The following is an 18,208-nucleotide window of genomic DNA, read 5'->3' on the forward strand; positions in this document are numbered from 1 at the left end:
TTGAAGGTTAGATGGTTGAAGGTTAGATGGTTGAAGGTTAGATGGTTGAAGGTTAGATGGTTGAAGGTTATTTGGTTGAAGGTTAGATGGTTGAAGGTTATCAGCTATCAGCTATCAGTTCGTAGGGTGCGTTAGGGGCGGGCGAGCCTTAATTTTTCCCCTCTTCGCGCCTTGTTGAAACAGCCCGCACCGTAACGCACCACGGGCAAGATGCCCGTTCCACCCACCAGGTCAAACAGCTTTAATGATATGCACCCGCTTCGGAGCAGGAAACAGAGAACAACAATTATCAAAATTTATTTACGTAACCTAGATCTCTTTATATTTTTTCCAAGTTGTGCAACAATCTATCTTTGAAACTATAATCTAGCGTTTCCTAGTCTAGTCAGGTAAATCTAAATTTTATTCCCGATTCCCGATTCCCGATTCCCGATTCCCGATTCCCGATTCCCGATTCTCTCCAATAACAACTTTCAAAAATGAAAAAATACCTAACTACGTTATTGCTGTTGCTAACATTATCCTTTGCCTTTGCTCCTCCCGCTGTTGCTTTCTCCTACTGCCGCACTAAAAATAACAACCGGATTTGCATCCTTAGCATCAAGCGGAGTGCTAAGTATCCATGGGAATATCGAGCATCAGTTAGTGTTAATGGCGTTGCTACTCCTATAGAAATATATAATTGTCGCGATCGCATTAGAGTTAAGAAAGACAGAACTGTTGTGCCATTTCAACAGAACGGTCCAGGGGAACTTATTTGTAGTATTTTGAAAAAATAGTATAAGAAAGGGAACAGGGCACAGGGAACAGGGAACAGGGAATAGGGAATAGGGATAATAGACAGGGTAATCGCATCTTAATCCAGTTCTAAAATTACTCTAACTTGACCATTAATTTGACTGTACACTGCAAGTTATGACATGCACAAAGCTGATGTATTTAGTGTTCAAGTCCCGCAAAGTGCTTTGGATATGTGGCTTGAGCTATATGAAGAAGTCCATGACCTGATCAAAGTTGTCCTCAAACTTGCCTTGACCTGAGGGAACCCCTCACTCAGCCCCACTGGCTGCCAGAATTTTGATCACAAAGTCATTGTCCATCCCGGCCTTGTAACGCTTCATCTTCAGACTGAGTCGGGACGGTTCGCGCTTGAGTAAATTGACACTTAAACGGCGCAACAGCCCCAGGTTTTGGGCAGCATAACCCTGACGAATCCGACTCGCATCTTCGTTGAAGGTGACATCTAGCACCCAATGCAGACTATTTTCAATAGTCCAATGGGAGCGAATGACCTGGTTATGGCCCTGAGCATCCGCTTCGAGACTACTAATGTAAAAGCGAACTTCCTTGGTAGTTTTGTTCCATAACTCTCGCGTAGTCTTAACCATCACTACGGTGGTTAAGCCTATCCACTCGGGTTGCCGATGCAACGGCGGTAATTGACTCACTGGCACCGCCCAAACCTGACGAGTATCCCTGCGGTGATGCCCACTTTCGATACTCTGATGGTGAGTGAACTCAATCCCCTGCCAGTTCTGAGCTTGAGCTTGCTTAAACCAATCCTTTACTGACTGGCTGAGCTGACCTTGGTTGCCTTTGAGAGCCAAAACATAGTCTCCTTCGGCCTTCTTGATTTGCCCAGCGATGGAGATTTGGGTTCCCATCGCATCGAGGGTCACTACAGCTCCCTTAAGGTTAAGCAACTTCAGCAGCAGAGGTACTGCCTTGATTTCATTGGACTTGCTCTCGACCTTTTGCTGAGCCAGCACCAGCCCATGTTCACTGCTCCAGGCACTGACACTGTGCAGAGCTTTAAGTTGGCTTTCTCGGTCATAAGAACCTTTTAGCCTCTTGCCATCGATATGAATCAGTCTCACACCTAATTTCTCGGTGATGCTGCTGACCCAACTCAGGAAACTGGTTTCTAGCTCTTGGGGTTCGAGGCGACCCAACACCCGGCCAAAGGTATCATGGGAGGGAATCCCATAGGGTAAGTCCAAAAAGGTCTCTAGCCACCCAAGCTTGGCTTTGCCGTAGGTCTCAATGGCGACAAACCCATCGGCTCCAGAGAGGATAGCCAAAATGGCAATGGTGACTATCCCTAGCAAACTGTGATGCTGGGTTCTTTCCACACGGGGATCCTGTAGGTGTTGAAAGTGTTTAAGAACACTCTTTCTAAGAATCAATGCCTGTTGTTGTTGCTGAGGTGTCAGCACAAGTGCGGCCATTGCCTTTTGACATGACCAACGATGGGGAAATAGAAACTTTTGTTGATCCTCAGGTTAACTGCTTGGGCTTCTGGGAGGTAGACCCACACACCTAACTATTTGTCAAGTACATTTTATACAAAATTAAGATGCGATTACCCTGGGATAATAGACTATTTCAACTGTTTGACCCGGTGGTGCGTTACGGGGCGGACTATTGCAACACTGGTTACGAGGCGGAAAATGAGGGCAAGTCCGCCCCTAACACACCCTACGCACTCTAAATTCTAAATTTTAAATTCTAAATTATAGCTAATCAAAATTGCAATTTATATCTAACTTGTACCTCATTAAACACGTAGTCGTAACTCAATTCAACTGAGGAAGTTTGTCCCAAATCATAAACGGCATCGAAGGTTGGGTAAACCTGTAGATCAGCTAATCCGATGGATCTCCCGACATTACTGACTTTTTCTTCAACGGTGAATAAAATATTTTTGATAATTGGTCGAACAACATACTGAGTAATCACTAACTCAGCTATTTCTCGTTCGTTGCTGTTAGCGATAGTCTGAAATTGGGTAATAAAACTGTTACCGAGCAGAGCGATAATTCCACTTTCACTCCGGGGAGGAGTACTGGTTAAGGTTACAATGGGAGAAAATAGAAACGCTTTGTCTTCACTATTAGCTATAGCTTCGCCATAAACACATTCAGCAAGCTGTTGGAATTGTTGCCGAGACAAGATGGTTGTTTTTGAACCAAGTTTAGCTAGTCCACTATCTTGTCCACTAGTAACAATTTGTTGATCAGCACAATAATCTTTCTCTCCTCCTAGGGCAAGGATTTGACTAGTTTGACCTTTGATGGCGAGGGTTATCTTCACTTGGTCGGGTCGAGAAGAACGCAAGACATTTTCAAGGATTTCGTTATCAATCCGTCTTTGACGTAAGGCACCAGAAGGCTCAAACGCTATGGTGGTAAATTTAAGATCTAAATTGGGATTGAGTAATCCCTGTTCTGGTACAAATACAATGGTGTTATTGTACCGCCTGTCTGCAACAAATTCGGTTTCTAATACATCAACTTCCCCACGTCCTAGCTTAATTGTTCCCAATCCTTTTAAGTTTTGGAGATTGCCATTGATAGGACCGTTGAGGGTTAAATCACCAGCTAGTCGAAAATCATATAGGGGAAACTGTTGGACTCTTAACTCATTTACCAAATTTACCTGAAAGTTATTTAACCTAGGCACAAACAGATTATTGATTCTACTACGTACTAATGAGGGAGTCTGATTAGACCTATTCTTAACAGTTTTTTCGTCACTTGCTTGGGTTTTGGTTTCCTGTATTTTGGGGATAAAAGCTTGCCCATTGTCTAAGTTAATGTTTCCTGCAATAACTGGACGCAATGCTGAACCAGTAATCACGACATTACCGGCTACTCCCCCTTCATATAGCCCTGCTAACTTTAGGTTATCTTTAGGAATTTTCAGGGTTAGGGGATTGGAGTAATTTGTCGTATTCGACGCTATCCTATTTGACACTATCGGCAATTCCCCAGACAGGGAGAATCCAATCCCTGCTAGGTCACCTTCGAGAGTTTTTTGACCTTCTTTATCTGGATAGTTTACTACTTCCAAGCGTTGCTGATCTAACTTAACCTTGCCTACAACATTGAGGGTGAAGTCATCTTCTAGGAGCTTAGTTTTGATAGTGCCATTCTGGATATTAACCTCAGATGTTCCTGATAAGTCTTTAATTTTGATACTATCTGCTAACTGCAAACGTCCACTAACATCCAGTTCTATATCAGCGGTTCTATCCTCTCCATTCACCCATTCCACTTGTTGTTGAGTCACTACACCAAGGAGTGCCATGGCTGGAGTTGCCAGCTTCAGGTTGATATCGATGCGATCGCTATTTGGTTTGGGGGGAAAGGGGACGTTACCAGACAGTTGTAAATAATCTGGTTTATTGGTATCAAAGTCAAGACGAGAATCAACATAGTCGAAAGTCACCTCAATATCATCTAGAGAGGTATCATTGACAGTGCCATCTACAACAGCGACTTGGCCATTGGTAACTTCGGGATTGGTGAGACTACCACCCAGCTGGCCTTTGGCATTTAAGTTACCTGCAATCTCAAAGGGAATAGTAACAAAATTGCTTGCTAAGTTGCTAACTGTCTCTAGAGATAAATTCTGGAGGAGGAAGTCTCCTGAGTTGGTTTCTTGGGCAAGCTTTCCTTGAAATGCTAAGACTGTTTCCCCCAATTCCATTCGAGCTGGCTGCACAGTAATTAGACCTTGGTCGTAACTTCCTTTAGCAACCAATTGGTTGATCACAATAACTTGATTGGGGGAATTAGCATACCACTGCCAGTTGTTGCCCTCGACATTAAAATTGACTTTAGGATTAGTCAAGATACCAGCAACAGCAATTTCCCCAGTATACTTACCTCGAATATCAAAATTAGTGAGGAGTGTATTAGGATCGAATTGGTTAGCGACAGCGTCGTCTTGGGCATTAATTTTAGCAAACCGTTGTAGGAGAGTGGCTAGGGAGCCTGCTGCTATACTAGGGAATGGTCGTAATTGGTCAGCGTTGCCAGATTTATTGTTGCCAATGTTATCACTAGAGGAATTAGTAAGAGAAGAATTAGTAGTTTGGAATCTTTGGGCGATGTCGATAATATCAACACGTTTGACAATAGTCAGTAGGTCTTCAATATAAGCTTCTGGAATAGTAAGCTTGCCGTTTATCTGTTGAGACTTGAGATTAAATCGACCATTTTTGAATAAATATCGACTGTTGCCTAAGATTAAAGCAGCTGATGCGATCTGGGCAATGTCATTTTGATAGGAGAAGTTAGCACTAACTTGTTTAGCGTTGATTTCTCCTAGAGCAAGTTGCTTAATGTCGATAGTATTACGACCAGAAGTTTCTAGGGTGAAAAGATTAAGGTTGGCTTGCCCTGTTACTTCACCTTCCAATCTACCGGGAATACCGTAGCTTAAACCAGGCCTAAGATTAAGGCTAGCTAGGGAAAAATTCTTGATTTGAGCGGTTAAGTTATCTCCCCGGCGTACTCCTGTGATCAGAATCGGGAATTGTGACCCTTGTCCCTGTTGGAGTGTAAAGGATGCGGGCAGGTAGGGAGCAAGACATTGGTCTCCTCTTGTACAGGGTTGGAGGCGAGTTGCGATCGCATCTTTCTTTCCTCGTAAATCTATGGCTAATTCTTGTCCTGGCGCAACGGTTACTGGCCCAGCTAACACTGGCTCAAAGGTTAAGTCGTTAACCTTCAAATTCGATAGCTGTAGATTCCCCGTCAGATTCAAATTCCCAGGTAGGAAGGGGGCTGAGAGTAAATTTTTTCCTTGGATGCGACCATTCAAGTCAGCTTGACCGTTGACCTGAATTTGATACCCTGGGGAAATTTGCTCCAAAGGTAACCGACTCAATAGCAGGTTATAGGGTAATCTACTGAGATCAGAATCAACCTCTAGGTTTAGATCAGTGCCCATCTCCCATGGCATCTGACTAGGATTAGTTTTGGTGAGATGGGACAGTAGGATTACTCCCTTAGCATTAAAGGAGTGTTTTGGCAACTCTAGCGATATGGTATTTGCTTTAATGGTAGCAATAGCACCAGGATTGAGCAGGGGATTAAGGTTTCCGGATAAATTCACTTTACTGTTCACCGGTCCTAGCTCTAGTTTTTGGTTACCCAGCTGAGGTAATAACTGACTAACCAGTAAGGAGGAATCAAGATTAGTAGTATTGATGGCAGCTTGCCATAGACCGTTGCTGAGGGTGCTATTTAGGTTAAGTTTCCCTTGGGCTATTACTCCGTTAAGGTCTGCTTGTAGGTCAGTCTGATTCAGTAGAGTTGGGGGGTCTAGGGTGTTAAGTTGACTCTTTAAGGTGACTTTCCCCCCGATTTGGGTGTCGATAGAGCTTGGAAAGTTAGCCAACGCCATTTGGGATGCGATTTCCCCTACATCCAGGCTGTTTGCGATCGCATCCGCAGTCAGCACCCCAGAGGTTAACTGACCCATAGCATTAACGTCACCACCACCTACACCTAGGTTTCCATCAAAGCTAGCCTGAATTGGCTTGAGTCGGTCGAGGTTAAATGATGAGCCGAAAGCTAGTAGAGACTCTAAAGAACTAGAAAGGTTAGCGTTACCTGACTTGAGAGCTATCGGTAGGGTTAGATTAGGAATACTATTAGTCAAATTAATTTGACCAGCTCTAGCATTGACATCCAGATTCCCTGACTTTAACTGACCTTTGGCATTAACCTGACCATCAGCGACTCCTAAGTTTCCCTCAAAATTGGCATCGATAGTATTGAGGCTCTTCAAGTTCTGATTCAAGGCAGAGGTGAGCAAAGATGCCAGGGTTCCGGAAAGATTAAGCTGACCCGACCGTAGCGCTACTGGTATGGTCAAATCTGGCACTAGGGGATTGAGGTTAATTTGACCAGCTCTGCCATTGACATCTAGATTTCCTGAATTTAGCTGACCTTTGGCATTAACTTCACCATCAGCGACTCCTAAGTTTCCCTCAAAATTGGCATCGATAGTATTAAGGCTTTTCAAGTCCTGATTCAAGCCAGAGGCGAGCAGAGATGCTATCGTTCCGGAAAGATTAAGCTGACCCGACCGTAGCGCTACTGGTATGGTCAAATCTGGCACTAGGGGATTGAGGTTAATTTGACCAGCTCTGCCATTGACATCTAGATTCCCTGAATTTAGCTGACCTTTGGCATTAACTTCACCATCAGCGACACCTAAGTTTCCCTCAAAATTGGCTTTGATAGTATTGAGGCTGTTGAAGTCCTGATTCAAGGCAGAGGCGAGCAGAGATGCTAGGGTTCCGGAAAGATTAAGCTGACCCGACCGTAGCGCTACTGGTATGGTCAAATCTGGCACTAGGGGATTGAGGTTAATTTGACCAGCTCTGCCATTGACATCTAGATTCCCTGAATTTAGCTGACCTGTCGCATTTACCTTGCCCCCACCCACCCCGAGCAACCCATTAAAATTGGCATCGATAGTATTCAGGCTATTGATGAGGTTGGGAGTTGAGCTAGAGGATAGCAGAGACTCTAGGGAACCAGAAAGGTTGATTTTGCCAGAATCTAAACCAATCGGTAAACCTAACTTGGGCACTAGCTTATTCAGTTGAATTTTAGAGGCTCTGGCCTCCAATTCCACCATGCCGCGATTTACCTGACCTGTAGCCTTCACCTTACCCCCTTCTACCCCCAGCTGCATATCTGCCGTTGCCTTGATAGATTTAGGAGAAAAGGATTTGAGACTACCAGAGAGGTTGATTTTCCCTGTGGTCAACTGTCCCGACAGGGGTAAGAAGGGGTCTATAGGCACAGCGTTAGCCAGTATAGCAGCTTCCCACTTACTCGTTTTCAGGTTTCCTTTACCCGTGGCAGTGATTGTCCCTTTACCGACCTTGACCTGGGTGTTACGCAGTAAAATATTCTGGTTTAGCAACAGAAGTTCTCCAGCACCGGAAACCCCGATATCTTTTGAAGAGGAAGTCGATACCGCTGGTGCTTGCCAAATTAGACTCCCTTGGGGGTTTTGAGTGTTTCCTCTGATGGTAGCTTTGGCGTTGAGCTTGCCCAGGGTAATTTGAGATGGCAGGTTATAGGGAGATGCGATGGCATCCACCGGAAGGGCAGCCATAAAATCGAAGGCTAGGGGCATTCCCTGCCCTTTAATTCCCCCTTGCTGGTCACTAGCCAGTTTTACCTGACCACGTCCTGTAATTGTCCCACCGGCCTCAGGTTTTACTAAGAAGTCCTTCAGGACCACTTGGGAAAAATTCCCAGCCAAGTCAGCCTGAATCTGAGCCAACTTAACCTTATCGATGGTGGTCACTTTAGTATTCCGTAGTTTGCCAGTCACCTCTGGCTGGTCAATCGGACCGGTAATCGATAAATCCGCCGCCATTTCCCCATTTACTGGCACTGGGGATTTCACCGGAACAGTTTTCAGCAGCTTCGCTAAGCTAAAGGGCGTGACATCAACATTTAGGTCAAACCCTTTTGTCCAACCAACTTGACCAGATACCAACGCCTCAAGTGCTCCATAACTCCCCTGAGTTTTTTCCAAGCGCACCCGGTCTCCCTGGAAGCGCAGTCTAGCCCTAGCCTTCACCGGTTCCTTCAACGGGTTTACTTGCACCTGGATCCCTTTAAATTCCGCCTTACCCTTGACATCGGGGATGTCCTTAACCGAAGGCAGGGAAATCTTCAGTTTGGCATCTAATTCACCAGATTGGAGATTAGCTGGGATATTCGGAATAACCGCTTTGATTAACGGCATCAGCTCCGCCAATGCCAAGTTTTGGACGTTGACCCTAGCTTGACTTTGCCCAGTTGTCAGCCATGTGTTGCCCTTCAGTTTCGTCCTACCATCAGCAATGGCAGTTGTGATATTATACTTGAGACGCTTATTGTTGTTGGATAAGCCAGCAGTAGCATCAAGTCTGAGTTTGAATGGATTAGTCTGACCATAGGGTAAGAGGGCAATCTTACTATTCCACACCCGCACCTTAGCATCAAGATCAATCGGAAGAGACGAAGAATTATCAAAATTCAAGTCTTTTAAGTTAATCCACTCCCCATTCGCCTCCTGTTGGGCATACACATCCACATTTACCAAGTTAATGGTCACAGGCAAAGAGCGTTTGAGAAGCAAAGGCAAGGGATTAAAGCCTACTTTGATCGATTTGATATCCACATGGTCAGGGTCAGTGGTGGTAGCTGGGATAGAGGATGGTCCCAACTCCAGGCTAGTCAGGTATAAGGCTTTCAGTTGTCCAACCTGTACATCTCGCTTGATGATATTACTCAGTTGAGTTTCAATCCAGCCAGGTAAGTTTTTGTACAGCCACATCCTGACCCCAAAATATCCCACCACACCGATGGTCAGGGAGATCATGGCAAAGGTAATAGTAGAGGGACGTTTCCCCCATTGGAGTATAGCGGCTACAGCACTCCGGCTTTGATTTACCTCTGGTTCAGGGGGAGGATTTTGGGAAGGCTTGGTCATATCCGAATATCAGGATGATTAAAGGATTTGCTGAAAATTATTCCAGATCAGCTGCAATATATTCCGGAAATTGACTGATACAGGGTAGCTAAAATTTTATAGGAATCTGAAGATAGGGTGATCGGCTAATGGGGAGAATTTATGATGGGTTAATCGGGTTTTTGAGCTGCTAGCCCTGAAACGCTAGTATAAATTTAAATACAGAAACGCAAGACCATGCGATCGCGCTTAGTGCCCAGTAGTACCCTTAGGGATTAGGTAAGCTATCAGCTATCAGCTATCAGCTATCAGCTATCAGCTATCAGCTATCAGCTATCAGTTATCAGCTATCAGCTATCAGCTATCAGCTATCAGCTATCAGCTATCAGCTATCAGCTAATGGGTCACAGGCTAGAAGCCTGTGCCACGCTACTAGATCGGTACTTTTGAATAAAATAACCTGACGGCTGACGGCTGACGGCTGACGGGATTAGTTTGACGTACTACTGATGATTGGGTTCCTTGAAGTTCACTCTCGTCGAGTACACAACATCTTAAACTTGGGTAAATCGAATCGGTAGATAGTGTCCGGTCAAACACATCTCAATTTGAAAAAGTTTTTTCTAGGAGGATATGAATGACATCCTATGCAGCCTCTTCTGCTAGAGCAGAAATGAGTGAACTCCGACGACTAAAAACGTTACTACCACCAGAGCTACAAAGCTGGGTGATGGTGGAAGGGTCCACAGAAGTCAATCCCCCCTTGGTTCGTTGTGAAGAACTGGGTTCAGACGAGGTGGAAATTCAAATTGACCTAACTAAATGGGAGCAGCTCGCCCTTGACCAGCGTAACCTTCTGTTCTGGCATGAAGTTGCCCGGATTCAAAATGACACAATTCCTAAAGAAGGCTGGGAAATGGCAGCCCTAGCCATTGGTTTAGGGGGTGCTGTCGGGGAACTGTGGGTACAAGATGGCTTACTGCTGCTGTTGGCCTTAGCCCTATGCGGAGTCTCAGGTTGGCGACTGTATCAAAAAAACAATGGGGAGAAAAACCTCAAATATGCCATCGAAGCTGACGAAAAAGCGATCGCACTTGCCACTCGCTTCGGCTACACCCTACCCAATGCCTACAAGAGTCTAGGCAGTGCCTTGAAAACCTTAATTGAAATCACCCCTAGTCGTCGTCTACGGCGCAGATACGAAGACCGGCTGTCTGCTCTCAAACGCAGTGCTGCTAAAGCCAAAGCCCAAGCCAAAGCCAAGCGAGAAGGCACAACCATGTAGTGTGATGTCTAGGCAAGACTTAACTGTTGGTTGATGGTTGATTGTTAACTGTTGATTGTTAACTGTTGATTGTTAACTGTTGTTTGTTCACCTTGAACCAAATAACCTTCAACCCAAATAACCTACCCAAAGGGAACGCCAAAGGCGAACAACATTTTAGAATTAAGAATTTAGAATTAAGAATTTAGAATTCTACATTCTGCATTCTACATTCTACATTCTGCATTCTGACAAACAACCTACCCAAAGGGAACCCCAAAGGCGAACAACCTTCAACCCCATAACCTACCCAAAGGGAACGCCAAAGGCGAACAACCTTCAACCAAATAACCTTCAACCAAAGAATTTTCAACCAAATAACCTTCAACCAAATAACCTTCAACCAAATAACCTTTAACCAAATAACCTTTAACCAAATAACCTTTAACCAAATAACCTTCAACAAACCCCTAAAGCTGACCGATCATTTTATGGGTCTGAGGGAGCACCCGTACCTGCTTAAGAAAAAGCTTCATTAAAGCCTGCCAAGCCAGAACCTGCTCCGGAGTAGGAGCAACTATTGGTTGCCCAGACCCCTCCACCGGAGTCACTGGTTGCAGAAATACTGGAATTTCCGGGCTAACCGCTGCTACCAAATCGGCAGATTGTTCCAACTCCGTGGGGTCAGTGTGGCAATCAATAATTAACTTGACAAATACCTCCACTGATGAATTGTGGCACAGCTTGAGAAATTCCTTGTGAGCAGCCCATCTGTTCTCTCCACTCACACTGGGCAACTTGATATCCATACCCACTGAGTCCAAATAGGGCAAAACCATTGCCATTTCTTGAGGACGATGACCGCCAGTTTCTAGGTAAATGGGCAATCCAGTTAACTGTCGTAGCTCAGGCAGAAATTCCACCAGAAAAGGAGTATGAAGTAATGGTTCACCCCCAGTCAGGCTAATGCTATCGTGCAATCGATGTTTATTTTGTCTGTTAACCCATTTCAGTAGCGATCGCAGGGGGACTGGATTTGGATAAGTTTCAAAATCACGCTTACCGGGAGTCTGTTCCACCTGACATTGAGGAGGGACAGTCCAGGTATGGAAACTGTCACAGAAATGACATCTGAGATCACATAGGGCAAACCGGATAAAGATCTGACGAGTGCCAACATTTAGCCCTTCTCCTTGAATCGCAGAAAAAACTTCGATCAGGCGGGCAGTTGCTTGATTCCCACAGAGCATATTCACATTTTAAAAGATTTCATGATATATGACTAAATTTTTGCCGAATCGTAGGGTTCTAGGACAAAATAATGGTCAAGACTATAGGTTAGAATCTAGCGGTTTTTTTTCTATGATGGTTGATTCAGTCAATAGCAACAATTTCCAGGTAGTGTTCTCACAAGATACTCCCGTGGTGGAATTACCCACTCGTGTCAGTGTACTAGAAGCTGTTGAGTTTAAGCAACTATTCCAGCAGCTTCTCAAAAAAATACCTCTGCCTGAAACAATCATATTTGATTTTCACCAGACTAATTTTATCGATAGCAGTGGTATCGGTGCATTAGTGAGTAATCACAAAAGTGCCCTAGAGCAAGGGGTTAAAACGTTGCTTAAAAATGTCACTCCCCAAGTCATGTCTGTATTGGTCATGACAGGACTAGACCAAAGGTTAGCTATAGAAGCATCAGATAATAATACCACAGGAAACACCAACAAATCAGTAAATCACTTACCAACAACCCATCCCTCAGTTAGATCTCCGGTGAAGCGATTAATCGATATTGTCGGTGCAATCGTGGGTTTGGGCATTACTGCTGTTTTGTTTATTCCTATTGCCCTTGCTATTAAGCTAGATAGCCCTGGTCCGATTTTTTTTGCTCAAATCCGTTGTGGTTGGATGGGAAAGCGGTTTCGGATCTGGAAATTTCGCTCCATGTGTGCTAACGCTGAACAGCTAAAAAAGAAAGTTAAAAATCAAGCTGATGGCAAAGTTTTTAAAAATGAAAATGACCCCAGAATCACCAGAGTGGGTCATTTTTTACGGAAAACCAGCTTAGATGAACTGCCTCAGTTCTGGAATGTTCTGAAAGGAGAGATGAGTTTAGTAGGGACAAGACCACCAACAGTCAATGAAGTAGAAATATATGAGGTTCCGGAGTGGCAACGTTTAAACGTAAAACCGGGTATCACTGGTGAGTGGCAAGTTAATGGACGCTCAAAAATCCGTAGTTTTGAAGATATCATTCAAATGGACTTAAAATACCAACATCACTGGAGCTTAGCCCATGATATCAGACTTATCTTCAAAACTATCCTGGTAGTGCTTCGTAAAGATGGAATGTAGTTTTATGGTTAGATGAGTTTGGAACCCGCACTTTCGCCCCTAGTGGCGAAGGTGATGGTAGTTGATCAAATGCCAGCCTAGCTTACCTTGGAACCGAAAACTAAATGTTCACGAATAGATGACAATAGACCTCTTGGCAAAGTATTTGTCTGATCTTGTCTTTCTCAATTATTGTCCGCTGATCCGAAGTTACCTTGTCCGCAGTTCCCGTAAACTGCGGCGAAGTCTAATGCCATAGACCGTGTAAACACCAGAATTTTTCAAAGTACCATCAAACTCGATCAATTTAGGCTAATATAGTGGTTCCCACTAGACCGATCTGCATCGACTAGATCATCGGAAGCTCCGTGTTGCAGAAGAGTCATTGTTGTTTTTCTCTTACAAAATAGTGGTGCTTATTAATAAAACCTGGAAACTCAGTCGGTTGATGTGCAATGGCAAACCGCTTCGAGCATCTCGTCTAATGGTCCAAACAGACTTGAGTGAAGTTAAAGATGTATTACAGTGGTTTGAAGAATTCACTTCTGACCCACTGCCTCAGGAATTTTGGCAACAGTGTCAAATTGCTTTGGTGGAAGGCTTTACTAATGTAGTACGCCATGCTCATCGACATTTACCTAACACTACAGTAATAGAGCTGGAGCTAAAGTTATTTACTGACGGATTAGAAATGCGGCTTTGGGACTATGGACACCCCTTTGATTTCCAATCCAAGCTGGAATCCCTCTACCAAGAGGACTATGACCCTTTAGAAAAAGAAGGAGGTAGAGGGTTGATGTTTATGAATCAGCTGACAGACGAAGTTTCTTACCAACGTCTGTCTGACCAACGTAATTGCCTACTAATGCGTAAATGGTGCTAGATTTCCGCTGCGGCGCGTTCAATTAAGCTACGCGCCAGACTTTGAATGCCAGTGTGTTCGTAATAGTTAGTAGACATATCCAGAAAAGCGGCGAGATAGTCTAACTTGTCATCAGAAAACTCAATAAAACTTTGCAAATTATTAGCGATTTGTTCTGGGGTCACACCTCGGTCAGTAACGAAATCACTCATCCATCCCTTCACCGATTCAAAGCTTTGACCAATAAAGCTGAGCTTGCTCTGGGAATCATCCCCAGGAATCGCATCCTGAATACCTTTGAAACTGCCACTGTGTTCCAACTCGTTGGGAGTTAGACGCTCTAGAGTTGACTGTACTCCCATGATAAAGTCAGGACCAAGGGGAATCAGGCCATCAAAACAAACCAGTGCTGCCATACGCATTATAGATGCGCCACCATAGTCACCTAAGGCAGCTACAAAGTCACCAATGCTATCTCCAGGCAGACCATTAATTTGGCAAAAGCCGATCAATTCCCCTACCACTTTGATCGACAGATCAATGGTTTGGGCTTTGTCAGCTTTCGGAGTCAAGCTGTTCAAGAAACCCAACAAGGGAATTTTTTCACCAACCTTGTTCGCTAAAGCTGCTGCCCCCAACGCGGTACCAGTGCTATCAATGGTTTGGTAAATCCACAGCGCTCTTTGGTAGCCCTGGGAGCGGTCATTGAACAGATAGACGGCGCGATCGCCAATTTCCTGAATTACCTCTTCGTCTTCTTCACCAGTGATGGCACGAATGGTATTTTCAAATCCCACTAAATTTTCCCACTCTCCAGGCACAACAAAGTCTAGAGACTTCAGCGCCGAGATGGTCAGGTTCTTGGTTGGCAGATCATCAACGATTTCATAAATTGCTTTGCTCACACTCAGACTCCTTTACAATCTGATACTTTCGAGTCATTAGTCCTTGGTCATTAGTCCTTGGTTATTAGTCCTGAGTGACCAACACCGAGTCTGATCGTAGCTACTGATGGTAGTTACTGATAACTAATGACTGATGACTAATGACCTACTTACTTGTGATTCTTATGATTCTTGTGATTGAGGATGGTTATTCCCCATTCACCTTTTTTCTTGTAGCATTTATTTCCTAAAGTCGGGAAAGACCACTGAGGTTAAATTTTGCTAACCAGGCTTTGCGATCGCTAGCGGTAAACGACTTATCTCGGGATTGGATCTTTACTTGGTAGCGCTTACCGACCAAAATAGCGGTTTGAGTTGAACCAATTTCCCGGGCTGGATAACCAGCAATGGTTTGACCACTTTGCTGATATTTGGCAGCAGTGGTAGGAGTGCTGCTGGTATCAGAAATTGAGAGAACTGCCACCTCAGTGCCATCTTTCTTCAACTTGGCTTGAGCAAAGCCTTTTTTCTCCTGGGTATAGACTCGTTGATAACCGCCGCCTGATGGTGGGAAAAACTTGTTGAATTGAGACCCTTGAGTGGCATTCTTGGTAACAGCCTGACCACTTCTAGCCTGGCTGCTGGCCTGTTGTGCCTGGTCAAAACGAGAGGGCGCTTTTTGAGCGCAGGATGTTACCAGCAATACTATGCTGAGTAACATGGTCGCTAAAATTGCCTTTACACGAGACATGGTCATCGTTTTCTCCTTGAATGATGTATGCTGCTTATTTAGCGAGACTATCTAGGGGAAACCTTACCAAAGCTATCTACAGGTGCGCGCCCGTTCGCGCCCCGGGTCGGCTTTGCCGATAAGCCGCGACCCAAGGCCGGGTTCCCTAGCCATTGGAAAGCGCGCAAAGACCGAATTTAATTCTTAACGCGGAAAGCGCACCTAATCCGGAAAGCGCACTTAACAAAGATTTCCCAAGTGCCCCATGGCTTGGTCAAATAGGTAACCAGTAACAATATCCCACTCTAGGCATAAAACCACTACCCCCTTCTGGTCTTGAGCAACTGGTCACAACGTTCTGCCAAGGTGTACTCCCTGCTTTGTAGACGAAGTCCAAAGCTGAAACACCTGCCAAAGCCATCCTAGAAAATTGTAGTCAATACTTTGCAAAATGGGGAATAGGGAATAGGGAATAGGGAATAGGGAATAGGGAGCAGCGGATCTGGGCATAGGGAACAGCGGATCTGGGCATAGTTATAGCGCTACGCTTAGCGTCAGAAGTTATAAGTCAGAAGTCAAAAATAAGCTAGGACTACGTTTCGGAGTTTAGAAGCGATGCAGCGCGGTCTTGGGGAGGCAGTGCGGTCTTGGGGGTTCCCCCCATGAGCAACTGCCGTGGTTTCCCCCATGAGCGACTGCATCAAGACAATGTCAAACATCTGAATGGGTAGTGCTATAAAAAATTCTGTGTACCTTATAGCTATGAAAAACTCTATACAATTCGACGCAGCTTTAAAAGGATATTACTTATTTTTTTTATAAATCGACTTTCGCAATTTTATCATGACTTTTAATTAAGATTTAATTCCTCTGACATCCGTAAAAATTCTGAAACAAAAAAAAACTAGTTTACACTCAATTGCGGGATTGCACCCATGAAAAATAGTGTTTTTTTGGATACTAATAGAATTATTGGTAAATTCAATTATCAGTTGATATCACAAACTAGTCGTCATAGTTTGCTAATCATACGACCATTACCAATGAGTAATTACTAATTACTAATTACTCATTGGTAATTAGAAAAAGGGAGGATTTATTAGTTGTAGCCATAATCATAATTGGCATAAAGATTCTTGCTGTAGCTCTTTCAAACCCTTTAGAAATGCACAATTTTAATATTTTATCAAGGTAGATTATGTTAATTTTTGTTACAAAAACTGTCATCCAGGCGTAAAATATGGAATTGAAGCCGAATAAATAGTTATAGGCTTAAAATCCCTGATTGGGCATTGTGCACAACCCACCTGACTTGACAATGGTCTTGAGTTCTCAGTGCTAAAGCCAATAAATCATCAATAAACAAATTTGGTGAGTCTACACCCGGCTAGCAACATCTACTAGAGATTATGCGAATCCTAATATATTCTTACAACTATCATCCAGAGCCAATTGGGATTGCCCCCTTGATGACTGAACTAGCAGAAGGGTTGGTCAAAAGAGGGCATGATGTTCGGGTCATTACTGCGATGCCCAACTATCCTCAACGTCAAATTTATGAGGGATATCGACGGAAATTGTATCTTACCGAACACATTAACGGTGTGATTGTAGATCGCTGTTATGTGCGGATTCGCCCAAAACCAAATTTGATCGACCGATTATTGCTAGAGGGCAGCTTTGTTGCTACCAGCTTCCTCAAGGCTCTGATTTATCCTCGCCCTGATATTATTATTTTAACTAGTCCACCACTGCTAGTTTCCCTACCAGCTGCGATTTTGGGGTGGATACACCGAACGCCAGTAATTCTAAATCTTCAAGACATTTTGCCAGAAGCTGCGATTAAAGTAGGCTTACTGAGCAACCAACCTCTAATCCGTGCATTAGAGGTTGTAGAAAGGTTTGCTTACCGCACAGTCACCAAAATCAGTGTTATTGCTGATGGCTTTACCGATAACTTGCGCAGCAAAGGTGTGCCCAGCTCTAAAATTGTCAAGATTCCCAATTGGGTTGATGTTAATTTCATCCGTCCTTTACCAAAAGAAAACAACTCCTTTCGCACTGCCCATAACCTTAATGGTAAGTTCGTTATACTCTACTCTGGTAATATTGCCCTCACTCAAGGTTTAGAAACTCTGATTAAGGCAGCATCTAGGGTAAATCACATTCGAGATATTGTGATTGTGATCGTCGGAGAAGAGAAAGCCTTAGGCCGACTAAAGCAGTGCTGTAGGAATTGGAACGCCAATAATGTTAAGCTACTACCATTTCAACCTCGGGAAAAACTACCGGAAATGCTAGCAGCAGCGGATGTGGGGTTGGTGATACAAAAGCAGAATGTAATTTCGTTTAATATGCCCTCCAAAATCCAAGTACTGCTAGCTAGTGGTCGCCCCATCCTAGCTTCTGTTCCTGCTAATGGTACCGCTGCCAGAGCTGTCAAAAAAAGCGGCGGTGGCATTGTTGTTCCCCCAGAGGATCCAGAAACTCTAGCAGCAACAATCTTAGAGTTGTATAACGATCCCGCAACAGTTACATTACTGGGCAACAGAAGTAGACAACATGCTCTTCAATATTATTCCTTCGATCAAGCTCTCAACCGTTACGAAGAACTCTTTTCTGACATTCAAAATAAGCGGTTACTGGCAGCGGTTCAGAAGTCTTGATCAATCCCTTTTACTAATTAGGGAGTAGGGAGTAGGGAGTAGCTCACAGGGGTAGGTTTTTAACAAAGACGTGAGGTGTGGGGTGTAGGGGGTGGGGTGTAGGGTGTAGGGGATAAGAAAATATACTTAATTTGTCGTTGTCTTGATGCAATAGCGAGTGGGGGAAACCCCCTGTTCCCTTGCTGCATCGCT

The 18,208-nt window shown here is 44.2% G+C and carries 11 protein-coding genes; 5 read left to right on the forward strand and 6 right to left on the reverse strand.

All coding sequences use genetic code 11. The features are described from left to right. Positions 1 to 479 precede the first annotated feature (479 nt). A complete protein-coding gene (locus BJP37_RS16945; RefSeq protein ID WP_075900484.1) occupies positions 480 to 779 on the forward strand; it encodes a hypothetical protein in 300 nt (99 codons plus the stop codon). 270 nt (positions 780 to 1,049) lie between these two features. Here BJP37_RS16945 and BJP37_RS16950 read toward each other — a convergent pair whose 3' ends face one another. Then, on the reverse strand, positions 1,050 to 2,228 hold the full coding sequence (locus tag BJP37_RS16950; RefSeq protein WP_075900486.1) for an ISAs1 family transposase: 1,179 nt from the start codon (positions 2,226 to 2,228) through the stop codon (positions 1,050 to 1,052). 295 nt (positions 2,229 to 2,523) lie between these two features. After that, positions 2,524 to 9,297 (reverse strand): translocation/assembly module TamB domain-containing protein, encoded by a 6,774-nt coding sequence (locus BJP37_RS16955; protein WP_075900488.1) that lies wholly within the window; start codon positions 9,295 to 9,297, stop codon positions 2,524 to 2,526. A 616-nt stretch (positions 9,298 to 9,913) separates the two neighbouring features. Between BJP37_RS16955 and BJP37_RS16960 the strand changes: the two genes are divergently transcribed. After that, positions 9,914 to 10,561, forward strand: a complete 648-nt coding sequence (locus BJP37_RS16960; RefSeq protein WP_070393511.1) for a DUF3318 domain-containing protein — start codon at positions 9,914 to 9,916, stop codon at positions 10,559 to 10,561. Between the two features lie 449 nt (positions 10,562 to 11,010). Here the strand turns inward: BJP37_RS16960 and BJP37_RS16970 are convergent, their stop codons facing one another. Continuing rightward, positions 11,011 to 11,790 carry a 7-carboxy-7-deazaguanine synthase QueE gene (locus BJP37_RS16970; protein ID WP_075900492.1) on the reverse strand — a complete coding sequence of 260 codons (780 nt, stop codon included), beginning with the start codon at positions 11,788 to 11,790 and terminating at the stop codon, positions 11,011 to 11,013. Positions 11,791 to 11,905: 115 nt separating this feature from the next. Here BJP37_RS16970 and BJP37_RS16975 point away from each other — a divergent pair, with 115 nt between their 5' ends. Both BJP37_RS16975 and BJP37_RS16980 read left to right on the forward strand, forming a co-directional pair. Further along, entirely contained in the window at positions 11,906 to 12,895 is a 990-nt protein-coding gene (locus BJP37_RS16975) for a sugar transferase (protein ID WP_075906176.1), read from the forward strand. A gap of 463 nt (positions 12,896 to 13,358) precedes the next feature. Further along, positions 13,359 to 13,757, forward strand: coding sequence for an ATP-binding protein (locus tag BJP37_RS16980; protein ID WP_143727649.1), 399 nt, complete (start codon positions 13,359 to 13,361; stop codon positions 13,755 to 13,757). Here the strand turns inward: BJP37_RS16980 and BJP37_RS16985 are convergent. The 3 genes from BJP37_RS16985 to BJP37_RS43605 form a co-directional block, all read right to left on the reverse strand. Then, the gene (locus tag BJP37_RS16985; RefSeq protein ID WP_075900494.1) at positions 13,754 to 14,641 is read right to left on the reverse strand and encodes a hypothetical protein; all 888 of its coding nucleotides are present in this window, start codon (positions 14,639 to 14,641) and stop codon (positions 13,754 to 13,756) included. The genes BJP37_RS16980 and BJP37_RS16985 overlap by 4 nt on opposite strands. A gap of 226 nt (positions 14,642 to 14,867) precedes the next feature. Then, positions 14,868 to 15,377 carry a hypothetical protein gene (locus BJP37_RS16990; RefSeq protein ID WP_070393514.1) on the reverse strand — a complete coding sequence of 170 codons (510 nt, stop codon included), beginning with the start codon at positions 15,375 to 15,377 and terminating at the stop codon, positions 14,868 to 14,870. A gap of 548 nt (positions 15,378 to 15,925) precedes the next feature. Next, a complete protein-coding gene (locus BJP37_RS43605) occupies positions 15,926 to 16,051 on the reverse strand; it encodes a hypothetical protein (RefSeq protein ID WP_269087012.1) in 126 nt (41 codons plus the stop codon). 708 nt (positions 16,052 to 16,759) lie between these two features. On the opposite strand from BJP37_RS43605, the gene BJP37_RS16995 reads away from it, so the two are divergent. Then, on the forward strand, positions 16,760 to 18,016 hold the full coding sequence (locus BJP37_RS16995; protein WP_075900496.1) for a glycosyltransferase family 4 protein: 1,257 nt from the start codon (positions 16,760 to 16,762) through the stop codon (positions 18,014 to 18,016). Positions 18,017 to 18,208 lie beyond the last annotated feature (192 nt).

Origin of the sequence: Moorena bouillonii PNG, assembly GCF_001942495.1 — a bacterium.
In the GTDB taxonomy this organism is placed as follows: Bacteria; Cyanobacteriota; Cyanobacteriia; order Cyanobacteriales; family Coleofasciculaceae; genus Moorena; species Moorena bouillonii.

Bases quoted from the DNA above. Each gene is read 5' to 3' on its own strand.
- BJP37_RS16995 (WP_075900496.1), top strand. From the start codon at position 16,760: ATGCGAATCCTAATATATTCTTACAACTATCATCCAGAGCCAATTGGG.
- BJP37_RS16980 (WP_143727649.1), top strand. From the start codon at position 13,359: ATGGTCCAAACAGACTTGAGTGAAGTTAAAGATGTATTACAGTGGTTT.
- BJP37_RS16945 (WP_075900484.1), top strand. From the start codon at position 480: ATGAAAAAATACCTAACTACGTTATTGCTGTTGCTAACATTATCCTTT.
- BJP37_RS43605 (WP_269087012.1), bottom strand. From the start codon at position 16,051: ATGCAGTCGCTCATGGGGGAAACCACGGCAGTTGCTCATGGGGGGAAC.
- BJP37_RS16950 (WP_075900486.1), bottom strand. From the start codon at position 2,228: ATGGCCGCACTTGTGCTGACACCTCAGCAACAACAACAGGCATTGATT.
- BJP37_RS16990 (WP_070393514.1), bottom strand. From the start codon at position 15,377: ATGACCATGTCTCGTGTAAAGGCAATTTTAGCGACCATGTTACTCAGC.
- BJP37_RS16975 (WP_075906176.1), top strand. From the start codon at position 11,906: ATGGTTGATTCAGTCAATAGCAACAATTTCCAGGTAGTGTTCTCACAA.
- BJP37_RS16960 (WP_070393511.1), top strand. From the start codon at position 9,914: ATGACATCCTATGCAGCCTCTTCTGCTAGAGCAGAAATGAGTGAACTC.
- BJP37_RS16955 (WP_075900488.1), bottom strand. From the start codon at position 9,297: ATGACCAAGCCTTCCCAAAATCCTCCCCCTGAACCAGAGGTAAATCAA.
- BJP37_RS16970 (WP_075900492.1), bottom strand. From the start codon at position 11,790: ATGCTCTGTGGGAATCAAGCAACTGCCCGCCTGATCGAAGTTTTTTCT.